This is a genomic window from Pseudomonas hydrolytica, from assembly GCF_021495345.1.
GTDB lineage: Bacteria > Pseudomonadota > Gammaproteobacteria > Pseudomonadales > Pseudomonadaceae > Aquipseudomonas > Aquipseudomonas hydrolytica.
The window spans coordinates 2,834,491-2,853,918 of record NZ_CP099397.1 but is presented as its reverse complement, the minus strand read 5'-3'; the positions used below and the strand labels follow the sequence as shown (position 1 = coordinate 2,853,918).

At 63.6% G+C, this 19,428-nt stretch carries 18 protein-coding genes; 7 read left to right on the top strand and 11 right to left on the bottom strand.

Features of this window, described 5'->3' with window-relative positions; all coding sequences use genetic code 11:
* Positions 1-2 precede the first annotated feature (2 nt).
* The 8 genes from L1F06_RS13225 to L1F06_RS13190 all read right to left on the bottom strand — a co-directional run bounded on the left by L1F06_RS13225 (position 3) and on the right by L1F06_RS13190 (position 8,886).
* A complete protein-coding gene (locus L1F06_RS13225; RefSeq protein ID WP_129482440.1) occupies positions 3-533 on the bottom strand; it encodes a sigma-70 family RNA polymerase sigma factor in 531 nt (176 codons plus the stop codon).
* Between the two features lie 114 nt (positions 534-647).
* On the bottom strand, positions 648-1,538 hold the full coding sequence (locus tag L1F06_RS13220; RefSeq protein ID WP_065985175.1) for a ChbG/HpnK family deacetylase: 891 nt from the start codon (positions 1,536-1,538) through the stop codon (positions 648-650).
* Positions 1,535-1,921, bottom strand: coding sequence for a GtrA family protein (locus tag L1F06_RS13215; RefSeq protein WP_065985176.1), 387 nt, complete (start codon positions 1,919-1,921; stop codon positions 1,535-1,537). The genes L1F06_RS13220 and L1F06_RS13215 overlap by 4 nt, the downstream gene beginning before the upstream one ends.
* Positions 1,918-2,916, bottom strand: a complete 999-nt coding sequence (locus tag L1F06_RS13210) for a glycosyltransferase family 2 protein (RefSeq protein WP_065985177.1) — start codon at positions 2,914-2,916, stop codon at positions 1,918-1,920. The genes L1F06_RS13215 and L1F06_RS13210 overlap by 4 nt, the downstream gene beginning before the upstream one ends.
* Positions 2,913-4,397: an ArnT family glycosyltransferase gene (locus tag L1F06_RS13205; RefSeq protein WP_208857131.1), complete on the bottom strand. Its 1,485-nt coding sequence runs from the start codon at positions 4,395-4,397 to the stop codon at positions 2,913-2,915. The genes L1F06_RS13210 and L1F06_RS13205 overlap by 4 nt, the downstream gene beginning before the upstream one ends.
* Positions 4,398-4,408: 11 nt before the next feature.
* Complete coding sequence (locus L1F06_RS13200; RefSeq protein ID WP_065985178.1) at positions 4,409-6,049, bottom strand: phosphoethanolamine transferase; 1,641 nt, start codon at positions 6,047-6,049, stop codon at positions 4,409-4,411.
* 123 nt (positions 6,050-6,172) lie between these two features.
* The gene (locus tag L1F06_RS13195) at positions 6,173-6,904 is read right to left on the bottom strand and encodes a dual specificity protein phosphatase family protein (protein ID WP_083237867.1); all 732 of its coding nucleotides are present in this window, start codon (positions 6,902-6,904) and stop codon (positions 6,173-6,175) included.
* A 23-nt stretch (positions 6,905-6,927) separates the two neighbouring features.
* Positions 6,928-8,886, bottom strand: coding sequence for an LTA synthase family protein (locus L1F06_RS13190; RefSeq protein ID WP_065985179.1), 1,959 nt, complete (start codon positions 8,884-8,886; stop codon positions 6,928-6,930).
* A 103-nt stretch (positions 8,887-8,989) separates the two neighbouring features.
* Here L1F06_RS13190 and L1F06_RS13185 point away from each other — a divergent pair, with 103 nt between their 5' ends.
* The 7 genes from L1F06_RS13185 (at position 8,990) to L1F06_RS13155 (ending at position 15,435) form a co-directional block, all read left to right on the top strand.
* Positions 8,990-9,673: a response regulator transcription factor gene (locus tag L1F06_RS13185; RefSeq protein ID WP_065985180.1), complete on the top strand. Its 684-nt coding sequence runs from the start codon at positions 8,990-8,992 to the stop codon at positions 9,671-9,673.
* On the top strand, positions 9,663-10,931 hold the full coding sequence (locus tag L1F06_RS13180; protein ID WP_065985181.1) for a sensor histidine kinase: 1,269 nt from the start codon (positions 9,663-9,665) through the stop codon (positions 10,929-10,931). The genes L1F06_RS13185 and L1F06_RS13180 overlap by 11 nt, the downstream gene beginning before the upstream one ends.
* Before the next feature lie 81 nt (positions 10,932-11,012).
* Positions 11,013-11,702 (top strand): class I SAM-dependent methyltransferase, encoded by a 690-nt coding sequence (locus tag L1F06_RS13175; protein ID WP_065985182.1) that lies wholly within the window; start codon positions 11,013-11,015, stop codon positions 11,700-11,702.
* A 33-nt stretch (positions 11,703-11,735) separates the two neighbouring features.
* On the top strand, positions 11,736-12,416 hold the full coding sequence (locus L1F06_RS13170; protein WP_244268100.1) for a lipopolysaccharide kinase InaA family protein: 681 nt from the start codon (positions 11,736-11,738) through the stop codon (positions 12,414-12,416).
* On the top strand, positions 12,413-12,796 hold the full coding sequence (locus tag L1F06_RS13165) for a diacylglycerol kinase (protein ID WP_083237868.1): 384 nt from the start codon (positions 12,413-12,415) through the stop codon (positions 12,794-12,796). The genes L1F06_RS13170 and L1F06_RS13165 overlap by 4 nt, the downstream gene beginning before the upstream one ends.
* 35 nt (positions 12,797-12,831) lie before the next feature.
* Positions 12,832-14,943, top strand: coding sequence for an LTA synthase family protein (locus tag L1F06_RS13160; protein WP_065985183.1), 2,112 nt, complete (start codon positions 12,832-12,834; stop codon positions 14,941-14,943).
* A gap of 174 nt (positions 14,944-15,117) precedes the next feature.
* Entirely contained in the window at positions 15,118-15,435 is a 318-nt protein-coding gene (locus tag L1F06_RS13155) for a hypothetical protein (protein ID WP_129482346.1), read from the top strand.
* 90 nt (positions 15,436-15,525) lie between these two features.
* Here L1F06_RS13155 and L1F06_RS13150 read toward each other — a convergent pair whose 3' ends face one another.
* The 3 genes from L1F06_RS13150 to L1F06_RS13140 form a co-directional block, all read right to left on the bottom strand.
* A complete protein-coding gene (locus L1F06_RS13150; RefSeq protein WP_065985185.1) occupies positions 15,526-17,970 on the bottom strand; it encodes a TonB-dependent receptor in 2,445 nt (814 codons plus the stop codon).
* A 74-nt stretch (positions 17,971-18,044) separates the two neighbouring features.
* Complete coding sequence (locus tag L1F06_RS13145) at positions 18,045-18,887, bottom strand: FecR family protein (RefSeq protein WP_065985186.1); 843 nt, start codon at positions 18,885-18,887, stop codon at positions 18,045-18,047.
* Complete coding sequence (locus L1F06_RS13140; RefSeq protein WP_065985187.1) at positions 18,884-19,408, bottom strand: RNA polymerase sigma factor; 525 nt, start codon at positions 19,406-19,408, stop codon at positions 18,884-18,886. The genes L1F06_RS13145 and L1F06_RS13140 overlap by 4 nt, the downstream gene beginning before the upstream one ends.
* Between the last annotated feature and the right edge of the window lie 20 nt (positions 19,409-19,428).

The following is a 19,428-nucleotide window of genomic DNA, read 5'->3' as shown; positions in this document are numbered from 1 at the left end:
GCTCAGCCCTCCAGCCCGGCTTCCAGCAGGGCGCACTGCAGCATGGCGCGGGCCATGTACTTCTTCACCATGCGTTCGGAAATCCCCAGTTGCTCGCCGATCTCGCGGTAGCCGTAGCCATGAACCTGTGCCAGCAGGAAGACCGTTCGTGCTTTTTCCGGCAGGCGGCGCAGCATTGCGTCGATCTCATGCAGCGCCTCGACCAGCATCACTTGTTGCTCAGCGGACGGCGCGAACGACTCGGGTTGCGCGCTCAGCGTTTCCAGCCAGGCCTGTTCTATCTGCAGGCGGCGCCAGCGGTCGATGGACAGCCCGCGTGCGACACTGCACAGGAAAGCCCGCGCATCGCCATCGCTGGTGAAGCCGCGTGGCCTGAGCAGCAGGCGCATGAATGTGTCCTGGGCCAGGTCGGCCGCCTCCGCATGGTCGAAGGCATGGCCGAAGCGCCGCTGCAGCCACTGGTGCAGCCAGCCGTGGTGCCGACGATAGAGAGCGCCGATGCCATCGGGGGCGATGGCGCGTTGCAGGGGAATGGTCACCGGATGATGCTCGATTGATAGATGCGGATAAGAATCTATCTCAATAATACCCAGTGACACGGTCCCTCTGTAAAGCAGTACTTGCTGGCAGGTCGTCGTCGCGTCGCGCTACGGAGGATTTCTGTCGTGCGTCTTTTCCAGGGGATGGCGTTCGTTGGCGAGATACTGGTTCGTACCAACCGTCGCTACTGGTGCAGCGAGTACATGCGCCTGTATCTCGTCGAATCGACCGATCACTACCCGATTTTCCTGGCAGTGCTCGACGAATGTCTGGCTCGCTAGGTAGCGGTACTCCAGTTCCCGTGCCGGCCCTATGGCGTCGCCAGGATCGGCGGTACCGGGATGGCACATCAGCAGGGCCTGTGTCGGTGCCCGGGCCAGCCATTGCTGCATGAGTCGGGAGAAGTCGGCATGGGGCGCCAACGTGTAGAGCCCGGCAAACCAGGGAGGGCTGGTCAGTGCGTGTCTGCGGGCTCGTGCGTAAAAGCCGGCGCAGGCGACCTTCAATACACAGGCCTTGAGCCGTGCGTCTCCTGGATGGCCGAGACGGTCGGGCGCTCGCAGGTAGGGTTTGGCCGTCTGGTTCCAGCGCCGGGCGATGACTTCGAACAGGAGCTCGCGAATGACCGGAAAGGCATGTACGTGCTGGTGGCCATCGATGAAGTCCGGCAGGCGCTGAAAGTGATCGGTGAACAGGTCGATCTGCTCCAGTAGCCGGTCGCGGAGCCAGCCCCTCGGCAACCGCCGGGCCTGGCTGAATAGCAGCCAGTGGGACAGGGGGCGAGCGTTGTCATCGAAGGCGTGGGTCAGGTTGAAATGCAGTCCAACGTCCGCTTGTCCGGATCTGGCTGCCAGCTCCGCTGCCAGGGTCGGCCAATAGGGTGACTGAACCATGACGCTGGTGGCCGAGAGGCAACCCAGGTCGATCAGTTGCAGGATGCGCTGGCTGCCGGCCATGGAGAGAGCGAAGTCGTCGGCGCAGAGCGTGATTCGCTTCATGGCTGGCGCACGCCCTGAAAGGCCCAGAAGCGCCCGAGCAGGAAGGTCACGGCCGCGACGACGAATAGTACCAGCAGGAGCGCTTCCCTGTAGTCCAGTTGGCTGTAGCGCAGCAGCAGGAAGTACAGCGTTTCGTTCAGGGCGAAACTCAGGCTCGCCACCAGGAAGAATCGCGGCAGCGCTTTGACGTGGGGAACGTGATGGGCGTTGAAGGTTTTCAGCCGGTGCCCCCAGTAGCTGAGCTTGAAGGCCAGTAGGAAGCCCAGGATGTTGGCGACCAGGGGCGAGAGGCCAGCCGGAACCAGCAGCCAGCTCACCAACGAGAAGTGCACGAACATCGCACTCCCGCCGACTACGCCGAACCAGAACAGTTCTCGGCTCATGGCGTTGTCTCGCCATATGGCCGTACCACCTGGCGTACCAGGTAGGTGGGACGTTGCTTCACCTCATCGAAGATCCGCCCGATGTACTCGCCGAGGATGCCGACCGAGAGCAACTGCACGCCGCCGAGGAAGGTGATGGCGACCGTAAGGGTGGGCCAGCCCGATAGCGGGTTGCCGAACAGCAGGGTGCGTAGCAGCTCCCAAAGTGCGTAGAGGATGGAGCAGAGCGAGATGCAGCAGCCGATCAGCGTCCAGATGCGCAGGGGCATGTTGGAGAAGGCCGTGACCCCGGTAAGCCCCAGGTTGAGCAGGCGCCGGAAGTTGAAGCTGCTGGTGCCGGCGCGGCGTTCAGCGGTTGCGCACTCCACGGCCAGTTGCGAGAAACCGACCCAGTTGTACAGCCCCTTCATGAAGCGGTTGCGCTCGGGCATTTGCCGCAGGGCGTCAAGTACGCAGCGATCCAGCACGCGAAAGTCCTGGGTGTTCGCCGGAATCTTCTGCGGCGAGCCAAGGTTCACCAGGACGTAGAAGGCCCGGGTGAACAGGCGTTTGCCCAGGCTTTCGCCGATCCGATCCGGGCGCACGCTGTAGACCATGTCATAGCCGGCGCGCCACTTTTCCAGGAACGTCGGCACCATCTCTGGCGGATGCTGGAAGTCGCCGTCGATCAGCACCGCGACGTCTCCCTGGGCATGATCGATACCCGCGGTGAGGGCGATTTCCTTGCCGAAGTTGCGTGACAATTGCACCAGGGTCACCGGTAGGCTCCGGCATTCGGTGAGGACGCGCTGGGCGGTATCGTCGCGGCTGCCGTCGTCCACCACCAGCAGTTCGTGGCGGTAGCCGCTGCCGTCGAGCAACTCGTGCAGGGTGTGGAGCAGCGCGACGATGTTTCCGGCCTCGTTGAAAGCCGGGATGATGCAGCTCACCAGCGGGGATTCGGGGCGTTTGCCATGACCCATGGCTCGGCGCTCCTGCATGATCGTGGCGTTCATTGGCTGCCCTCGCGGCTGTTGGGGCGTTCACCGAGAATCAGCATGGTGTTTCCCTTGACCTCTACCGCGTCCAGGCGCTCGAAGCGGGCGTGCAGGTCGGTGGGGAGCTGTGCCAGATCGTCGGCGTCGATGATCAGGAAATCGCGTGAGGGGGCGGCCACCCGTTCTCGCAGGGTCGCGCCGTCACGGGTGGTGTGGGCGAGTCCGGAGGAATAGAACTCGGCGGAGAACTCCCGGCGTTTGCTCCAGTACAGCAGTTGGCTGTCGCTGTCCGGCCGCAAGGCCTGCCAGTGGGCAATGACCGCCTTCTGCGTGCGTAGCAAGCGCTCGGGCAATGCCGCCTGGAGTGTGGTCGCCAGCAGGCCCAGGGCGATCGTGATGCTTGCCAGCCAGGGCAGGCTGCCGGGGCGCCGGGCGCGTCTCCACAGCTCTGCGAACAGCAGGCAGGCGCCGGGCAGCATGGGGAGCGAGTAGGGGAAGATGACGTTGCCCGAGAGGCTGAAGAACACCAGGGGCATGCATGACCAGAGCAGCAGGTAGGTCAGCCAGCCATCGTTGGCTACCCGTTCCGTTCCAGCTTGCCCGCGCTGACTCAGAAGCCACAGGGGCACGACCAGTGACCAGGGCAGCAGGGCGACCAGCGCGTAGAGCCAGATCATTCCATGGGGCGTGGCATGGGCGAAACCATACTTGTCGCCCTGCCAGCCGGAGTCGAGGAAGCGCTGGAGGTGCTCGCCGACGATGAAGTAGTCGAGGAAGCCGGGTGTGCGCAGTTCGGCCCAGATGTACCAGGGAGCGGCGATCAGCAGTGCCAGCAAGGTGCCGGACAGCCAGGGCAGGCAGCGCCAGAGCGCCGGCCACTGTCGTTGCAGCAGCACCCAGAAGAAGATCGGTAGGCCGCTCAGTACCAGGGAAACCGGGCCCTTGGCCAGCAGGCCCAGGCCGACTCCGACGAAGAAGGTGTAACCCCAGACACGCCCGTCACCAGCCATCGCTCGCCAGAAGGCCACCAGGATCAGGGTGGTGCAGAACAGCAGGGCCGGATCGGTCATCACCGCGCCTGCCGCGGCGAAGAACAGCAGGCTGCTGGCCAGCATCAGCATCGTGGCCAGGGCCATTTCTCCGCCTGCGCGACGATTGGCAAGACTGCCTACCAGCCCGAGCACACCAAGCGACAGCAGCAGCGAGGGTAGACGCACGGCGAACTCGTTCTGGCCGAACAATCCCATGCTCAGTGCTGACAGCCAGGTGGAGAGTGGCGGTTTGGCCCAGAAAGGTACGCCGTAGTCGTGCAGCAGGGTGACCCAGTCGCCGGTTTCCAGCATCTTGCGGGCGATCTCGGCGTAGCGGGCTTCGGTGGTGTCGGTCAGCGGTAGCCAGGCCATCAGCAGCAGACGCAGGAACAGCAGGGCGAGTAGGGCGCAAAGGCCTCCGCGCCACCAGGCGGCGCGTGGGGCGAGTGTGCTGTTACGGTGTTCCAAGGTTGGCATCCTTACTGGCTGGCGACTGTGGCGTGGGTGCGGCAGGTAGCGAACAGATCCAGGTCGGGCTGGTATTCGTCGGTTCGTATCTGTAGGAGTCCCAGTACCGAGTGGAAGAAGTTGTCGTGGCTGAGCGGCTTGTCACGCCCCGCGGCGAGGCAGCCGGTATCCACGGCGAAGCTCTGCCGATAGCCCTCGGAGAACCAGCTGAGCATGGGTACGTGCTTCTGCTGGGCTGGCGCCAGCAGGTAGGGGGTGCCATGCAGGAAGAGGTTGTATTCACCAAGGGACTCGCCATGGTCGGAGAGGTAGAGCATGGCGCTGTCGAGTTCGTCCTGGTTCTGGCGCAGGAGGTCGATCAGGCTCGACAGTAGGTAGTCGGTGTAGACCAGGGTGTTGTCGTAGGCGTTGACGATGCTCTCGCGGCTACAGTCGTTCAGGGCATTGCTGGCGCATACCGGGGTGAACTTCTCGAAGCGCTTGGGATAGCGTTTCGCGTACTCCGGGCCGTGGCTGCCCATCTGGTGCAGAACCAGGACCGCATCGTCTTCGAGCTGGTCGATGTAGGCCTGCAGGTTCTGCAGCAGGATTTCATCATGGCATTCGCCGCTGCCGCAGAGGGTGGGGTCGTTCTGTCGGTCGAGGTTTTCCTGGGTGACACGGTCGCAGGTGCCTTTGCAGCCGGACTGGTTGTCGCGCCAGGTCACCGACAGGCCGGCATGCTTGAGCACATCCAGCAGGCCCTCCTGGCCGCGGGCTCGGGCGGCGTCGTAGTTGGAGCGCGTCATGTTGGAGAACATGCAGGGCACGGAAACGGCGGTATCGGTGCCGCAGGAGCGCACGTTGCCGAAGGCGATGACGCCCGGCTGCTTCCTGAGCAGGGGCGTGGTGTCGCGGTCGTAGCCGAGGAGGCCGAAGTTCTCCGCTCGCGCGCTTTCGCCTATCACCAGTACGGTCAGCGATTTGCGCGGGTGATCCTGCCAGGCTGGCGCTTTTCGGGCGTCGGTGCCGATCTGGCGCAATGGCTCCTTGGCCACAGCGAGTTGCTCGCGCGCGTAGCCGAAGGACGCATACAGGTAGTTGCTGGGCACCACCAGCAGGCGCAGCTCGTGATGGTTGCGAAACAGCGACGCCAGCCCCTGGTAGTTGGTCAGTGCCGTCCCGCCGAGCACGGCCAGCGATGCGCATGCGATGAGCATTTTGCGAGGCAACGCGCGACGCAGTGGTTGGTGCCTGACCGGCAGTTTCCACAGCAGCCAGCAGGGTAGTATGCCCAGGAACAGGATGCACAGCGCCAGCTTGAGAGATAGCAGGCCCTGCACTTCGCCGGGGTCGGTCTCCACGACATTGCGCAGCATGTTGGCGTCGATCATCACGCCGTACTGGCTCATGAAGTAGGTGACGCCGGAGCTGATCAGCAGCAGTGCCATGAGTACTGGCTTGATGACCCAGCGAAAGGACAGCAGCACCAGTACGAAGTTGAAGATGGCCAACACCATCACACCGAAGGTCAGGCGCAGGGCCAGGCCGCTGATGTCCGCCGGGACTATAGCGGCGACGTGTCGCCACAACGGGAAATTGTAGAGGGCAAGCAGCAGGAGGCTGGCCAGGAAGGCCAGGTTTTCCGCGCGTATGGTCAGGCTCTTGAACATCGTCCACTCAGCTCAGGATGAATGAAGGCGCATGCCCTGGATGGGGAGGGCACGTGCGGGAACTCAGGCGAAAGCCTGGGGAATGTGTTGGGACGGGGGCGAACGCTGGGCCGGTATGGAGCGCTACGTGGCGCGGACGGAGAAGACCTTGGCCAGCCAGGCCTTCATCTCGCACAGCGCCCAGGGGTTGGTGCTGCATGCTCCCGTTTCCAGTGCGATCTTGAGCTCGCCGATATCGACCCTCTGCAAGTAGCGCTCGGCATCTTCCAGGCGGCGTCCACCGCCGAAACTGCGCATCTCGGCCAGGGCCTGCTCCTTGCTCCAGCCCTGGTAGACGACCCGGTAGAGCGCGGCGATCAGACCCGTTCGGTTCTGGCCGTGCTTGCAGTGGATCAGGACATTGCCGTGCCCCTGTGCCTGGCGGATGCTGCGTAGCACCTCGATGACGTCGGCATCGTCGATCCGGTTCGTACGCAGCGGCAGGTGGATCTGCTGCATACCGGAGGCCGGCAGCCAACTGGCGTCGCTGCGTTGGTAGAAGTTGATCACCGTGACGATTCCCAGGTCGTCCAGCAGCGGCCGCGCATTGCTGTCGGGCAAGGCACTGCGATAGAGGTTCGGCTCCATCCGGTACAGGTTGATGCGTTTGTCCAGCGGCTGCGCCCATTCCAAGGGACGCACGGCGCTGGTCGCCGGCATGCTGGAGCTGGCCGCACTCCAGGCCAGGCTGATCGGCAAGGCCAGCAAGGCGGCCAGCAGGATCAGCGCCGCCAGCAACAGGCGGCAGAAAGACAGGAGGTGGCTCAACGGGCGGGGACGGTCGTCGAGGGGGCGAGAGCTATCGACAGGGGGCATGGGAGGACTCCAGGCGGGATGAGTCAGCGCTGGCTGAGCTGGTGGTCGGGTTGGTCTTCGGGGTGCCAGGCGATCAAGCGCTTGCGGAAGGCATGGCTGGCGCCCTGGTAGTAGGCGATATCGCGGCGCAGCAGCGGGTCGTTGCTGTCCACCAGCGACTCGCGGCTGAGCGACAGGGCGTCGTCGTGGTGACGCATGCCTTGGCGTGGGCTGAGAATCGCCAGGCTGTCGCCATCGAATAGACCCAGGTGCTGGTAGTTGCCGACCAGGGCTCGGCCGGGAGCACGATCCTCGCGCAGCAGGTTGCGACCGAAGAAGGTGGAGACGTAGTCCATGTTCAGCAGCCCCAACAGGGTCGGCGCCAGGTCGATCTGGCTGGCCACCTCGTGGAACTCGCCGGGCTCGATGTGCTCGGGGGCGTAGATGAACAGCGGGATGTGGTAGTTGGCCAGCGGCAGGTCTTCCTTGCCGGCGCTGCCTGCGGTGTGGTCGGCGACGAAGACGAACAGCGTATTGGCGAACCAGGGCTTGCCCTTCGCTGCGGCGAGGAACTGGCCGATGGCATGGTCGGTGTACTTCACCGCGCCTTCCCGGCCTTCGCCCGAGGGAATGTCGATGCGCCCGTCCGGGTAGGTGTAGGGGCGGTGGTTGGAGGTGGTCATCAGTTGCAGGAAGAACGGCTTGCCGGCCACATGGTCGGCATCGGCCACCTTCAGCGCCTGACGGTAAAGATCCTCGTCGGCCATGCCCCAGGCGTTCTGGAAGGTCATCTCCGACTCGGGCACGTTGCTCTGGTCGACGATGCGGTAGCCATTGCCGCCGAAGAAGGCATTCATGTTGTCGAAATAACCGCGCCCGCCGTAGAGAAACACGCTGTCGTAGCCCTGGGCGCCGAGTTGCTGGCCCAGGCTGGCGTAGCCGCTCTCGCGGCCGATGCGCTTGACGATGGAGCGTCCCGGCGTCGGTGGAATGGACAGGGTGATGGCCTCCAGTCCCCGGTCGGTGCGCGTGCCGGTGGCGTAGAAGCGGGTGAACGCCAGGCTCTGCGGACGCAGTGCGTCAAGATTCGGGGTCAGCCCCTGGCCATTGCCAAAGCTGCCCAGGTACTTGGCGCTCAGGCTCTCGATGGTCACCAGCACCAGATTTAGCTTGCGCGGCTGCCCGGGGTTGTCGATCGCCCGGCGAAGGTCCTGCGGATCGCTGCCGATAAAGCGGGCGTTCGGCTCGGTGACCTCCTGGCGCAGCAGGCTGGCAACCGCCGGCTCCGGCAGCGTGGCGTAGAACTGCTGGTAATCCAGCTCGTTGTTACGGAAGGCGGCGAAGAACTGGTAGGGGCCGTTGCTCGCCAGCTCGCGCTGGTAGGTGTTGCCGCCCAGGCCACGCGGTGCGTCCTGTCCTACTAGCCCACCGCACAGACCGACCAGCAGTGCCAGCATGATCAATGCGTAGGTCGCGCGCAGCGGTGGCAGGCGTGGCGCTTCCAGCGCGGCACGCAAGGGCCGCAACAGAGCCATGGTCAGGCCGATGGCGAGGATGGCCAGAAGCGCCAGCAAGGGATAGATGGGGTAGGACTCGAGGATGTTGTCCACCACCTCCTTGGAATACACCAGGTAGTCCACGGCGATGAAGTTGAAGCGCACGCCGAACTCGTCCCAGAACAGCCATTCCGCCACCGCGATGAACAGCATGACGAACAGGCTGAGTGCCGCCACGCCGAGCAGCAGCCGTGGGTGCCAGCGGCGTTGCCAGAGCCAGCGCGGGCAGAGCGACAGGTACAGCGTCAGGGGGATGGCGGCGTAGAGCAGGAAGCTCAGGTCGTAGACCAGGCCGACGGCGTACAGGCCTAGCAGGTTCGAGACTGTCACGTCGGCATCGACCAGGTGGCTGATCAGCAGCAGGCTGCGCGTGAGGAAGAACACCGCCAGCCAGGCCAGCAGGATGATCGAGAGATAACGAAGTTGCGCGTAATGGAGCCGAGGCATCGTATGATCCTTGGAGGATGAACGTGCCGCAGTCTGCTCAACGCACTGTGAGCCTCTCGTCAAAACCTTGTGAAAAAAACGTCAAGCTCGGGAATATCCACCAATGCGCATTCTGGTCATCGAAGACAACCGCGACATCCTCGCCAACGTGCTCGACTACCTCCAGCTCAAGGGTTTCAGCGTCGATTGCGCGCAGGACGGCCTGAGCGGTCTGCACCTGGCGAGCAATGGTCACTACGACCTGATCGTGCTGGACATCATGCTGCCCGGCATCGACGGCTATCAGGTGTGCAAGCGTCTGCGTGAGGAGGGGCGCAACGAGGTGCCGATCCTCATGCTCACGGCTCGCGATAGCCTGGACGATCGCCTGCAGGGTCTCAACGCCGGCGCCGACGACTACCTGATCAAGCCCTTCGCCCTGTCCGAACTGGTGGCACGCATCGAGGCGATCCTGCGTCGCAGCCGCGGCAGCCGTAAACGCCAGTTGCAGGTCGGCGACCTGTCCTATGATCTGGACACCCTGCATGTCAGTCGCGCCGGACAGCCACTCAAGCTCAATCCGCTGGGCCTCAAGCTGCTGGCGATCCTGATGCAGAAAAGCCCTGCGGTGGTGCGTCGCGAGGCGCTGGAGGAGGCCCTGTGGGGCGATGACTGCCCGAACAGTGAAAGCCTGCGCAGCCATATCTATCAATTGCGCCAGGTGCTCGACAAACCGTTCGGCACGCCCTTGCTGCATACCATCCACGGCGTGGGTTATCGCTTGGCGGAGGTCCCGGATGCTTTCTAAACAGCCTTTCGAGCGGCGCATCATCATCGCCTTCGTGCTGATGACCGTGGTGGTCAGCGGCCTGTTTTCCCGCGGCATCGTGGTGGTCGTGCACTTCATCGAGGAGTATCTGGTTTCCGAAGAATTGGGGCGCGAGCTGCAGCAGGTTCTGGATGAGGACCTCAAGCAGGGCCGCCCGCCGCGACTGGACGCCTCGACGCAGTTCTTCGCCTCCGATCTTGCCGAGTATGCGATTCCCGAGCGCTATGCCGGGCTGGGCGAAGGCTTCACCGAGATCGAGGCCGGCGACGAGGCCTTCTACGCCTACGTGAAGGAGATCGACGGCCAGACCTACATGCTGGTACAGGATCAGAGCGAATTCGAGCGGCATGAGCAGGCCCTGTTCGATGTGGTGCTGGCAGGCTTCATATTGACCGTGATCATTTCCTGGGTGTTGGGGCTGATCATGGCGCGCAAGGTCATGGCGCCACTCAGTCGCCTGGCGCAGCAGGTTCGCCATCGTGATCAGTTGCACCCACTGGCGCCGCCGTTGGCACCGGGCTACCCCAACGACGAGATCGGCCAGTTGGCAGCGGCTTTCGACAGCGCCCTAGGCCGGTTGCACCAGTCACTGGAGCGCGAGCGCCTGTTCACCAGCGACGTCAGCCATGAGCTGCGCACACCGCTGATGGTCATCGCCACTTCCTGCGAGTTGCTCCACGAGGCACCGCTCGGCCAGCGCGAAAGGGAACAGCTGGCGCGCATCGGCCGGGCCTGCGAGGAAATGCGCGGTCTGGTGCAGACCTTTCTGCAGTTGGCCAGGGACAAGAATCAAAGCGCGTTCGTCGACAGCCGCAGTCTGGTTTCGATAGCAGACGAGCAAGTCAACCGTTGGAAGCCCTTGTTCGATGAAAAGGGGCTGGGCTTCCAGTACCGTGTGGAGGGGCAGGACGCAGGTCTCTACAATCCGACCTTCTTGAGTACGGTGATGGCCAACCTGCTGCGCAATGCGCTGCATTACACCGAGCAGGGGGCGGTATGCCTGGTGCTGGAGCCAGGTGGTTTTCGCGTGGAAGACAGCGGTATGGGCATTCCCGCCGATCAGCACGAGCATATTTTCCAGCCTTTCGTTCGTGGCTCCCAGGCCCGTGGCGAAGGACTGGGGCTGGGTCTGTCTCTGGTCAAGCGCATCTGCGCCAGGCAAGGATGGGTCATCGCGGTACGCGACCAGGATGGCGGTGGTAGCTGTTTCAGCGTGTCGCTGAACGAGGCCGCTTGACGAAATTTTCACATCCCTTTGACGTGGCCTTGATGCTCGGCTCTCTAAGGTGGCGAACGTACCTTCTTCCGGACGTTCGCCATGCCCAAGACAAGCCCCATCGAACTCGACTTCTCCCGCAAGTACGACCGGGAACATGCTCAGCAGTACCTGCACAAGCATCAGGACGGCCTGGCTCGACGCCTGTCGCACTGGCGTGACGTGCAGGTGGCGCGCCGCGCCTTGAAGCTAGCCGACCAGCCCAACCTGGTGTTGGATTTGCCCTGCGGTGCCGGCCGGTTCTGGCCGATGCTGTGTGAGCAGCCCAACCGGGTGATCTTCGCCGCCGACAATTCCGCCGACATGCTGGCCATCGCCCGTGCCGCCCAGCCGCGCGAAGTGGTTGACCGGGTCAACACCTTCCAGACCTCGGCATTCGCCATCGACCTGGGAGCCAACGCGGTGGACTGCATCTTCTGTATCCGCCTGCTGCACCACATCGAATCGGCCGAGCATCGCATGGCCATCCTGCGCGAGTTCCACCGCGTCAGCCGCGATACGGTCATCGTCTCGCTGTGGGTCGATGGCAACTACAAGGCCTGGAAGCGCCGCCGTCTGGAGGCCCGCCGCGCCGCCCAGGGAAGGGCATCGGAGAACCAGAACCGCTTCGTCGTTGCCCGCTCGGAGATCGAGCGTGAATTCTGGCAGGCCGGTTTCCGCGTGATCGACCACCTCGATTTCCTGCCTGGCTACGCCATGTGGCGCACCTACGTGCTGCGTAAGCGGAGCTGAGCCGTGGGCGCACTGATCGATATGGAACAGCCCATGCTCACAACCGAGTTCGATCGCTGGTGGAACAGCCCGGGAAGCTGGGTCGAGCCGGCGAACCAGCGGCGTGGCGGCGAAAGTGGCGTGCGCCTGTTGCAGCAACGTGATCCGGCGCGCGCCCCGCTGTACTGCAAGCGGCAGACCGGACATACCTATCGTACCTTGCTGCACCCTTTCGGCCGGCCGACCATCCTGCGCGAGCTGCATGCCTACCGGGCTTTCGCTCGCCTCGGCATCAGGACGCCGCAACTCGTATATTGCGCGGCCCGCAGGCAACAAGGAGGTTGGCAGGCGCTGCTGGTCACCGAAGCCTTGCAGGGCTTCGTCAGCCTGGAGCAGTGGTACGTCGGCAATGAGGACAGGACGCTCCGCGAAGCCGTATTGCAACAGCTGGCAACGACTCTGGCGCGCCTGCATCTGTCCGGCTGGCAGCATGGCTGCTGCTATCCCAAGCACATCTTCGTCAAGGTCGAGGAGGGCGGTGCTAATTCGCAGGTGGAGATTGCCTTACTCGATCTGGAGAAAAGCCGCCGCCGCTGGAGCCTCAAGAGGGCCTCGCGGCATGACCTGGGCCAGTTGGAGCGGCATAGGGGCAATATCCCGGAGTCCGACCTGCTGCAACTCCGGCAAGCCTACTGCCAGGCGCTCGATGGTGTGCGAGGAGGGTGGCAGCCATGAGTGGCGACAATCTGGATGCGCTCTCATTCAAGGGTCGCAGCGGGCTTGGGCGCATTCTGCGCGCCGCCGGTTATTCGCTGGCCGGCCTGCAGGCGGCGTATCGCGGCGAGGCCGCCTTTCGCCAGCTGTTGCTGCTCAATGGGCTGTTGCTGCCACTAGCCTGCCTGGTCGATGTGACGCGCGGCGAGCGGTTGCTGCTGATCCTCGTGCCGATGCTGGCGCTGGTGGTGGAACTGCTCAACTCGGCCATCGAGGCGACCGTCGACCGTATTTCCCTGAGCATTCACCCGCTGTCGAAACAGGCCAAGGACATGGGCAGCGCAGCGCAATTCATCGCCTTGACGATGATCGCCCTGACCTGGGCCTTGATCCTGCTTTAACTCCTCTCATCTGTCGTTTTTAAGGTCGTGCATTCATGACGCGCAGTTCTCCTGCAAACGCTGCCGGATCTCGTGCCATAGCCGGAATCGGGCTACGCGAGCATCTGGCTTTTCTGTCCGCCGCTGTCTTCTCGCTGTTGCTACTGATGACGTTGCTGCGCCTGGCACTATTACTGTTCAACCGCGAGTTGATCGGGACTACCGGGTGGGGCAGCCTGGCCGAAGCTTTCTTCAATGGCGTGCGCTTCGACCTGCGCCTGGTGGTCTACATCTGCGCTCCGCTCGTGCTGGCGCTGGTCTATCGTCCGGCGATGATCCGACGCTCATGGCAGCGCCTGTGGCTGGGCGTATGCGCCAGCCTGGTGATCCTGCTCGGCATGATCGAGCTGAACTTCTACCGGGAGTTCCATCAACGTCTGAACACCCTGGTGTTCCAGTACCTGCAGGAAGACCCGGGAACCGTGCTGAGCATGCTCTGGCATGGCTTCCCCGTGTTGCGTCTGCTGCTGGCCTGGGGCTTGCTGAGCGCCACCTTCTTCCTGGCGCTCTCGCGGATCGACCAGGCCACTCGTAGAATATGTACCTCGGTGCGGCCAGAGCAGCCGACGATCCAGTACCTGAACCAGGGGCTGGTTCTGCTGCTGTGCCTGGTGCTCGCGGTATTGGCCGCGCGTGGCACCCTGCGGCAGGGGCCGCCGTTGCGCTGGGGCGATGCTTTTACCACCGAGTCGGTGTTCGCCAACCACCTGGGGCTCAATGGCACGCTCAGCCTGTATACCGCGGCCAGGAGCCGATACGCCGACGATAGCAGCAAGGTCTGGAAACCCAGTATGCCTGTCGAGCAGGCGATAGTGCTGACGCGCGAACTGCTGCTGACCGATCACGAGCAACTGGTCGATCAGGATACGGCGGCACTGCGCCGGGACTTCCTGCCGCCGCAGGGCACGCACCTGCCCATCCGCAATGTGGTAGTCATCCTGATGGAGAGCTTCGCCGGCCACTTCGTCGGCGCCCTGGGAAGCGATGCTGGCATCACGCCCAACTTCGACCGTCTGGCCGCAGAAGGCCTGCTGTTCAAGCGCTTCTTCGCCAATGGCACCCATACCCATCAGGGCATGTTCGCCAGCATGGCCTGTTTCCCCAACCTGCCTGGCTTCGAGTACCTGATGCAGACGCCGGAGGGCGGGCATCAATTCTCCGGTCTGGCCCAGTTGCTCAGTACGCGCGGTTACGACGACCTGTACGTCTACAACGGCGACTTCGCCTGGGACAACCAGCGTGGTTTCTTCAGCAACCAGGGCATGACGCGCTTTATCGGGCGCCACGATTTCGTCGATCCGGTGGTGTCCGACCCGACCTGGGGAGTGTCTGACCAGGACATGTTCGACCGGGCCGCCGAGGAGTTGCTCAAGCAAGATCCGCAGAAGCCCTTTTATGCCTTGTTGCAGACGCTTTCCAACCATACCCCCTATGCGCTGCCGAGCGTTCTGCCGGTCGAGCCGGTCAAGGGGCATGGCTCGCTCGACGAGCACCTGACGGCGATGCGTTATGCCGACTGGGCGTTGGGGCAGTTCTTCGAGAAGGCTTGGAAGGCACCGTACTTCAACGACACCCTGTTCGTGGTGGTGGGCGACCATGGCTTCGGTGCGCACGAGCAACTGACGGAGATGGATCTGTACCGTTTCCATGTGCCGCTGCTGCTGATCGCTCCAGGCATCCAGCAGACCTTCGGGACGAGCCGGGACACGGTCGGCAGCCAGGTGGATATCGTGCCGACCATCATGGGGCGACTGGGGGGCGTGGCGCGTCACCAGTGCTGGGGGCGCGATCTCTTGAGCCTGCCCGCCGATGATCCCGGTTTCGCCATCATCAAACCCTCGGGCAGCGACCAGACCGTCGCCATGCTCAAGGGCGAACGCATCTTGGTGAAACCCAAGGACATGCCGGCACGCCTGTACCGCTATCAACTGGGCCGGCAGCCACAGGTCGATCTGCTGCCTGCCACTGAGCCGGATGACGGCCTGGGTGAGTACTTGCCAGCCTACCTGCAGACCGCTACCGGCAGCCTGCTCGACAACACCGCAGGTGTCGCTGACAGCGCCGCTTCGCGTCCAACCGTTCGGGAAACGGCGGCGCGGGAGCATTGAGGCGTGTGGGCCCCTGCGTGCATGAAGCAGGGGGATGGCGAGCGAAACTCAGCATGGGCCTGCTGGTATGCTTGCCAGCAGGCACGGCCCAGCTTTATCAGGATCGATCACGATCCCTCTATGTGAATTTAGGGAGTTGGGAATCGTCGGCTACTACACGAGAAGGAGTCGAGTTTGAGTATTTTGAAAGCAGCCCTTATGGCGACCATGCTGATACCCACTATCGCTGGAGCAGCTCCCCCAGACTTTTCGAAATGGGCGAACAAGGAACTGGACAAGAATGGTGTCACCGACGCCCGGGTTGTTGAAACCAGATACCCATTCAGCTTCACGTACTGCCGCAAAGATTCTATGACCCTATGGCGTTATGACGTGATGAGTGCCGAGCACCTTGAGGCGATCCGAGAAGGTAGAATCGCGAAGCCTTTGACGGTAGCGCAAAGAACAGTAGCGGTAGAAAACGGTAGCAGCGCGTGCAAGGTCGGTAGCTGAGGGAAAAAGCGATTACCCGCGACCGTCCACGTAGAGGGTGCTGATGAGCTGAACGCATCAGCACCCTTGCTGCGTCTCACGGCAGCGGTATCACCAATTGTGCGTGTAGGTCGTTGTCAGAACCGTCCCGGCCGCAGGTAGGTGGCTCGTGTTGTTGTTATTGCGCAGTAGCTGACTGTAGAGCGGGTAGTAGTCGCGGTTGAACAGATTCTGGATGCCCACGCTGATCTGATCGTTGTCACTCAGGCGGTACTGGCTGATCAGATCCACCGTGGTATAGCCGCTGACCTTGTGCCGGCCGAAGCTGTCGACGCCGTTGAGACGGTAATCGTCCGAATCGAAGAAGGTGACCTGCAGCCGATTGCTCCACTCTGCGCTCGGTTTGTACTGCGCGTAGGCGGTCAATTTCATCGGCGCGACGCGGTAACCCGTCATGTCCTGCCAGTCCCCACCGTCGGGCTTCTCGCGCCCGCGCATCCAGGTCAGGGTGCCACCGGCTCCCCAAGTCTCGTCGTCGGTCAACCAGTCGACGCTGCCTTCGACGCCATAGATGCGCTCCTTGGTTCGTGTCAGGACCAGGCCGTTGTTGAAGCTCTGCACGTCACCCAGTTTCGAGGTGGTGTAGAACAGCGCCAGCGAACCGAGCGTGTTGCTGCCGACGTCACCGCGCCAGCCGAGCTCGTAGTTGTTGGTTTTCACCGGCTCCAGATCCGAGGAGTCGATGTCGAAGCCCCTGCGTGCGTTGCGCAGCTGTATACCCATGTCCGGCAACTGGAAGCCCTGGCTGAAGGAGGCATAGAGCTCCTGTCCGAGCACAGGCGAGTAGGCCACGCCGATGTTCGCCAGCACGGCGTCGTAGCTGACCTTGCCGCCGCTTACCGTGGCGGGGTCGGTCGCTCGGGATTCGGAGAGCGGGACGAAGTCGTCGAACTCCGCGGTCGAGTACTCGTAGCGCAGGCCGCCATCCACCGACCACTGCTCGTTGAAGCGATGCTGTAGTTGGGCGAAGGCACCCGCGCTGCGGGTAGTCAGCGGCGGCATGTAGGTCAGCTTGCCGATCTTGTCGAATACCCGGCCACCGCTGGCGTCGTAGGCATTCGGGTCGAACACGTCCAGGGGCATGTCGCTGCGCTCCTGGTTGAAGTCTCCACCCCAAAGCAGCTCGGTGCTGCCGCTGTCACCCAACGGCGTGCGCAGTGTAAGGCGGCTGCCGAATACCTCGGTATTCTGGGTCACCTGGTCGACGTTGCCACCGCGCGTGGCGACTGCGCGGGCATCGAACGGAGTGAAGCGGGTGAAGTAGTCGCGATAATAGAGCTGCGCCGAGAGCAGACTGCCGAGCAGATCCTGATGCTCATAGTCGAGGTTGACCAGGGTGTTCTGGATGCGATTCTGCTTGTCCAGCGACAGCCCCTTGAGTGGCTTGGCCGGCACCGAGCCGGGCGGCAGTGCGGTAACCGAGGGATCGGAGGCGTAGTCGGTGTCCTGCTTGGCGTCGTAGTGGCTGGCCGAGAGCTGGATACGCTGGTTCTCGTCGAGGCGCAGGCTGAGCTTGCCGCCGATGTTGTAGGCGTTCGAGTCGAAGAGGTCGCCCTGGCTTGGCTCAGGGGCAATGCGGTGTCCGTTGGCGTCGTAGGACGCACCGATGTGCCTGGCCCCGAAGTCGAAGGCGTAGTCGATCCGTTCCCTGGAACCGGCGACATAGTGCTGGAGTTGTCCACCGAGACCGTCCGAGCCCAGCCGGGTCAGCGGTGTGGTGGCGGTCAGGCTGGTCGTCGCGCGCGACTCGCCGCCGGCCGGCCGGGTGGTCAGCGAAACGATGCCGCCGGTGGCACCGGCACCATAGATCGCGTTGCTGCCGCGCAGCACCTCGACACGTTCTATCTGCGCCGGGTCGATGTTCGCCAGGTTGCGCGCCGAATCGCGGTTGGTGTTCAGGGGGACGCCGTCCACCAGTACCAGCATGTTGCGTCCGCGCAGGGTTTGCCCATAGTCGGTTATGGTTCGGCTGGAGTCGGCCATACCCGGCACTACCTTGGCCAGGATCGTGGCGAGACTGTCGGAGCCTTGGCGCAGTTCTTCCAGTTGGGCGTGCTCGATGACGACAGTCTGCCGGGTGGCCGATACCAGTTCGCTGCTGGTGCGCGATACGGTGACTTCCAGGGGGGCCAACTCCATCGGACTATCGCTGACGGATGGCACGATGGTGGCCGTTTCAGGTTGGGCAGGGACGATCAGGAAGGTGCGTTGGTCTTGCATTCTGACCTCCAGGCCGCTGTGTTGCAGCAACTGCTGGAGCGCCTCCTGGGGCGTGTAGTGGCCTTTCAATGCGGGGGTCTGCTGGCCTGCACCAGCGTCGCTGGCGAAGATGATCTGCACGGACGCCTGCTGTGCCAGATCGTTGACCGCCTTGTCCAGGCTGGTGGCTGGCAGATCCAGGTTGACCTTGTCCTGACCCTGGGCCGACAGGGCGAGGAGCAGACCGCAGGTGAGCATAGACAGGCGCAGGCCGCGCTGCCGGTAGGAAGGGGGCATATATCGATTTCCTTTGTGATTGGCTTTTACAGCAAGCCGCCACGAGAAACCCGAAACCCTACCCGCGGGCGAAATTATTTTTCCGGCCTGCCGACAACCCGCACGCTGCCGTCGACCTCGTGATGCAGACCCACCGGCAGGATGTTCGGCAGCAGGCTCAGTAGGTCGTCCACGCGGTCGCTGTCGAACACCCCGGTGATCGGCAGCGCTCCGAGGTCGGGGTCCTCCAGCCGGATCGGCGCGCTACGGTAGTGCTGGAGCAGAGCCAGCGCTTCGCTCAGCGGCGTGCGTTCGAACACCAGGCGGCTCTCCTTCCAGGCGAAAGTCGCCTCGGTATCGGCGGCGACGACCTCCTGCAGGACGCCCTGGCGTGAGTCCACCTGTTGTCCGGGGGCGAGCTGCAGGCGCTGGCGCGGATCGCCATGGGCTTCGACCTCGACCTTGCCGCGGGCCAGGGTCACACGTACGTCGCCCTCCAGCCGGCGGACATTGAACAGGGTGCCCAGCACCTTGACGCGGGTGGTGCCAGCGTCCACCAGGAACGGCCGGTAGCTTGCCGGCGCGATATCGAACAGCGCCTGTCCGCGCTGCAGTGCGACGCGTCGACTCAACAGGTGCCAGGTGATTTCGATACGGCTGTCGCTGTCCAGCAACAGGCGGCTGCCATCAGCCAGCTCCACAGGCTGTCGTTCGCCGACGGCGGTGCTGCGCTGCTCGCGCTGATAGGCCGGGTCGAGCCAGGCCAGCCCGCCAGCGATGGCCGTGACCAGCAGGACAGCACCCAGGGCCTTGCTCCGTTTGCGCGGCTTGGAACCGAGCTCCGGCAGTGGGAAGCGCTTCTGCAATTCCTCACGGTGGCGCGCCAGGGCGTCTTCTTCCGGGGTGGCGGGGCGTTCGCCAGGCGTCGTGCGGCTCATCGTGCTACCTCACAGCGGCCCAGGCGCTCCCGGCAAGCCGCCAGGCCCAGGCGCAGGTGCTTCTCCACCGTCTTCAGGGAAATGTCCAGACGCGCGGCAACCTCCGTCTGCGGCAGTTCGTGGATCTTGTGCATGACGAAGACCATCTGGCAACGCGGCGGTAGTTCTGCGATGGCTTCCACCAATAGCTCGAACTCCCTCCCGGCCTCGTACTGACGCGCCGGCTGCGCGGCCCCGCAGGCGACATCCGGCAGCTCCGACGAGGCGACGATCCAGGACTGGCGGCGCCGGTCGCTACGGTAGCGGCTCAGCGCGGTGTCATGGGAAATCTTGCGCAAAAGCGCCAGCGGCGTGCGTACGCCTTCCTTCTCGCCGCGTTCGAGTACCTGCACGCAGACGTCGTGAACCACCTCGCGTGCCAGGTTGCGGTCGCCGAAGCGCCGGCGGACTTGTTCGACGAGATCCTCGTAGTGGCGAGTGAGAGTGGACAGCAGTGTCGGTTTGGCAGGATCGAAAGACACGATGCACTCGGTGGGCGCTG

What these genes read in the sequence shown, in the direction of transcription:
- L1F06_RS13165 (WP_083237868.1), top strand. Translation starts at nt 12,413, where the DNA reads ATGAGTGGCGACAATCTGGATGCGCTCTCATTCAAGGGTCGCAGCGGG.
- L1F06_RS13170 (WP_244268100.1), top strand. Translation starts at nt 11,736, where the DNA reads ATGCTCACAACCGAGTTCGATCGCTGGTGGAACAGCCCGGGAAGCTGG.
- L1F06_RS13195 (WP_083237867.1), bottom strand. Translation starts at nt 6,904, where the DNA reads ATGCCCCCTGTCGATAGCTCTCGCCCCCTCGACGACCGTCCCCGCCCG.
- L1F06_RS13215 (WP_065985176.1), bottom strand. Translation starts at nt 1,921, where the DNA reads ATGAGCCGAGAACTGTTCTGGTTCGGCGTAGTCGGCGGGAGTGCGATG.
- L1F06_RS13220 (WP_065985175.1), bottom strand. Translation starts at nt 1,538, where the DNA reads ATGAAGCGAATCACGCTCTGCGCCGACGACTTCGCTCTCTCCATGGCC.
- L1F06_RS13175 (WP_065985182.1), top strand. Translation starts at nt 11,013, where the DNA reads ATGCCCAAGACAAGCCCCATCGAACTCGACTTCTCCCGCAAGTACGAC.
- L1F06_RS13185 (WP_065985180.1), top strand. Translation starts at nt 8,990, where the DNA reads ATGCGCATTCTGGTCATCGAAGACAACCGCGACATCCTCGCCAACGTG.
- L1F06_RS13160 (WP_065985183.1), top strand. Translation starts at nt 12,832, where the DNA reads ATGACGCGCAGTTCTCCTGCAAACGCTGCCGGATCTCGTGCCATAGCC.
- L1F06_RS13145 (WP_065985186.1), bottom strand. Translation starts at nt 18,887, where the DNA reads ATGAGCCGCACGACGCCTGGCGAACGCCCCGCCACCCCGGAAGAAGAC.
- L1F06_RS13150 (WP_065985185.1), bottom strand. Translation starts at nt 17,970, where the DNA reads ATGCCCCCTTCCTACCGGCAGCGCGGCCTGCGCCTGTCTATGCTCACC.
- L1F06_RS13180 (WP_065985181.1), top strand. Translation starts at nt 9,663, where the DNA reads ATGCTTTCTAAACAGCCTTTCGAGCGGCGCATCATCATCGCCTTCGTG.
- L1F06_RS13190 (WP_065985179.1), bottom strand. Translation starts at nt 8,886, where the DNA reads ATGCCTCGGCTCCATTACGCGCAACTTCGTTATCTCTCGATCATCCTG.
- L1F06_RS13200 (WP_065985178.1), bottom strand. Translation starts at nt 6,049, where the DNA reads ATGTTCAAGAGCCTGACCATACGCGCGGAAAACCTGGCCTTCCTGGCC.
- L1F06_RS13210 (WP_065985177.1), bottom strand. Translation starts at nt 2,916, where the DNA reads ATGAACGCCACGATCATGCAGGAGCGCCGAGCCATGGGTCATGGCAAA.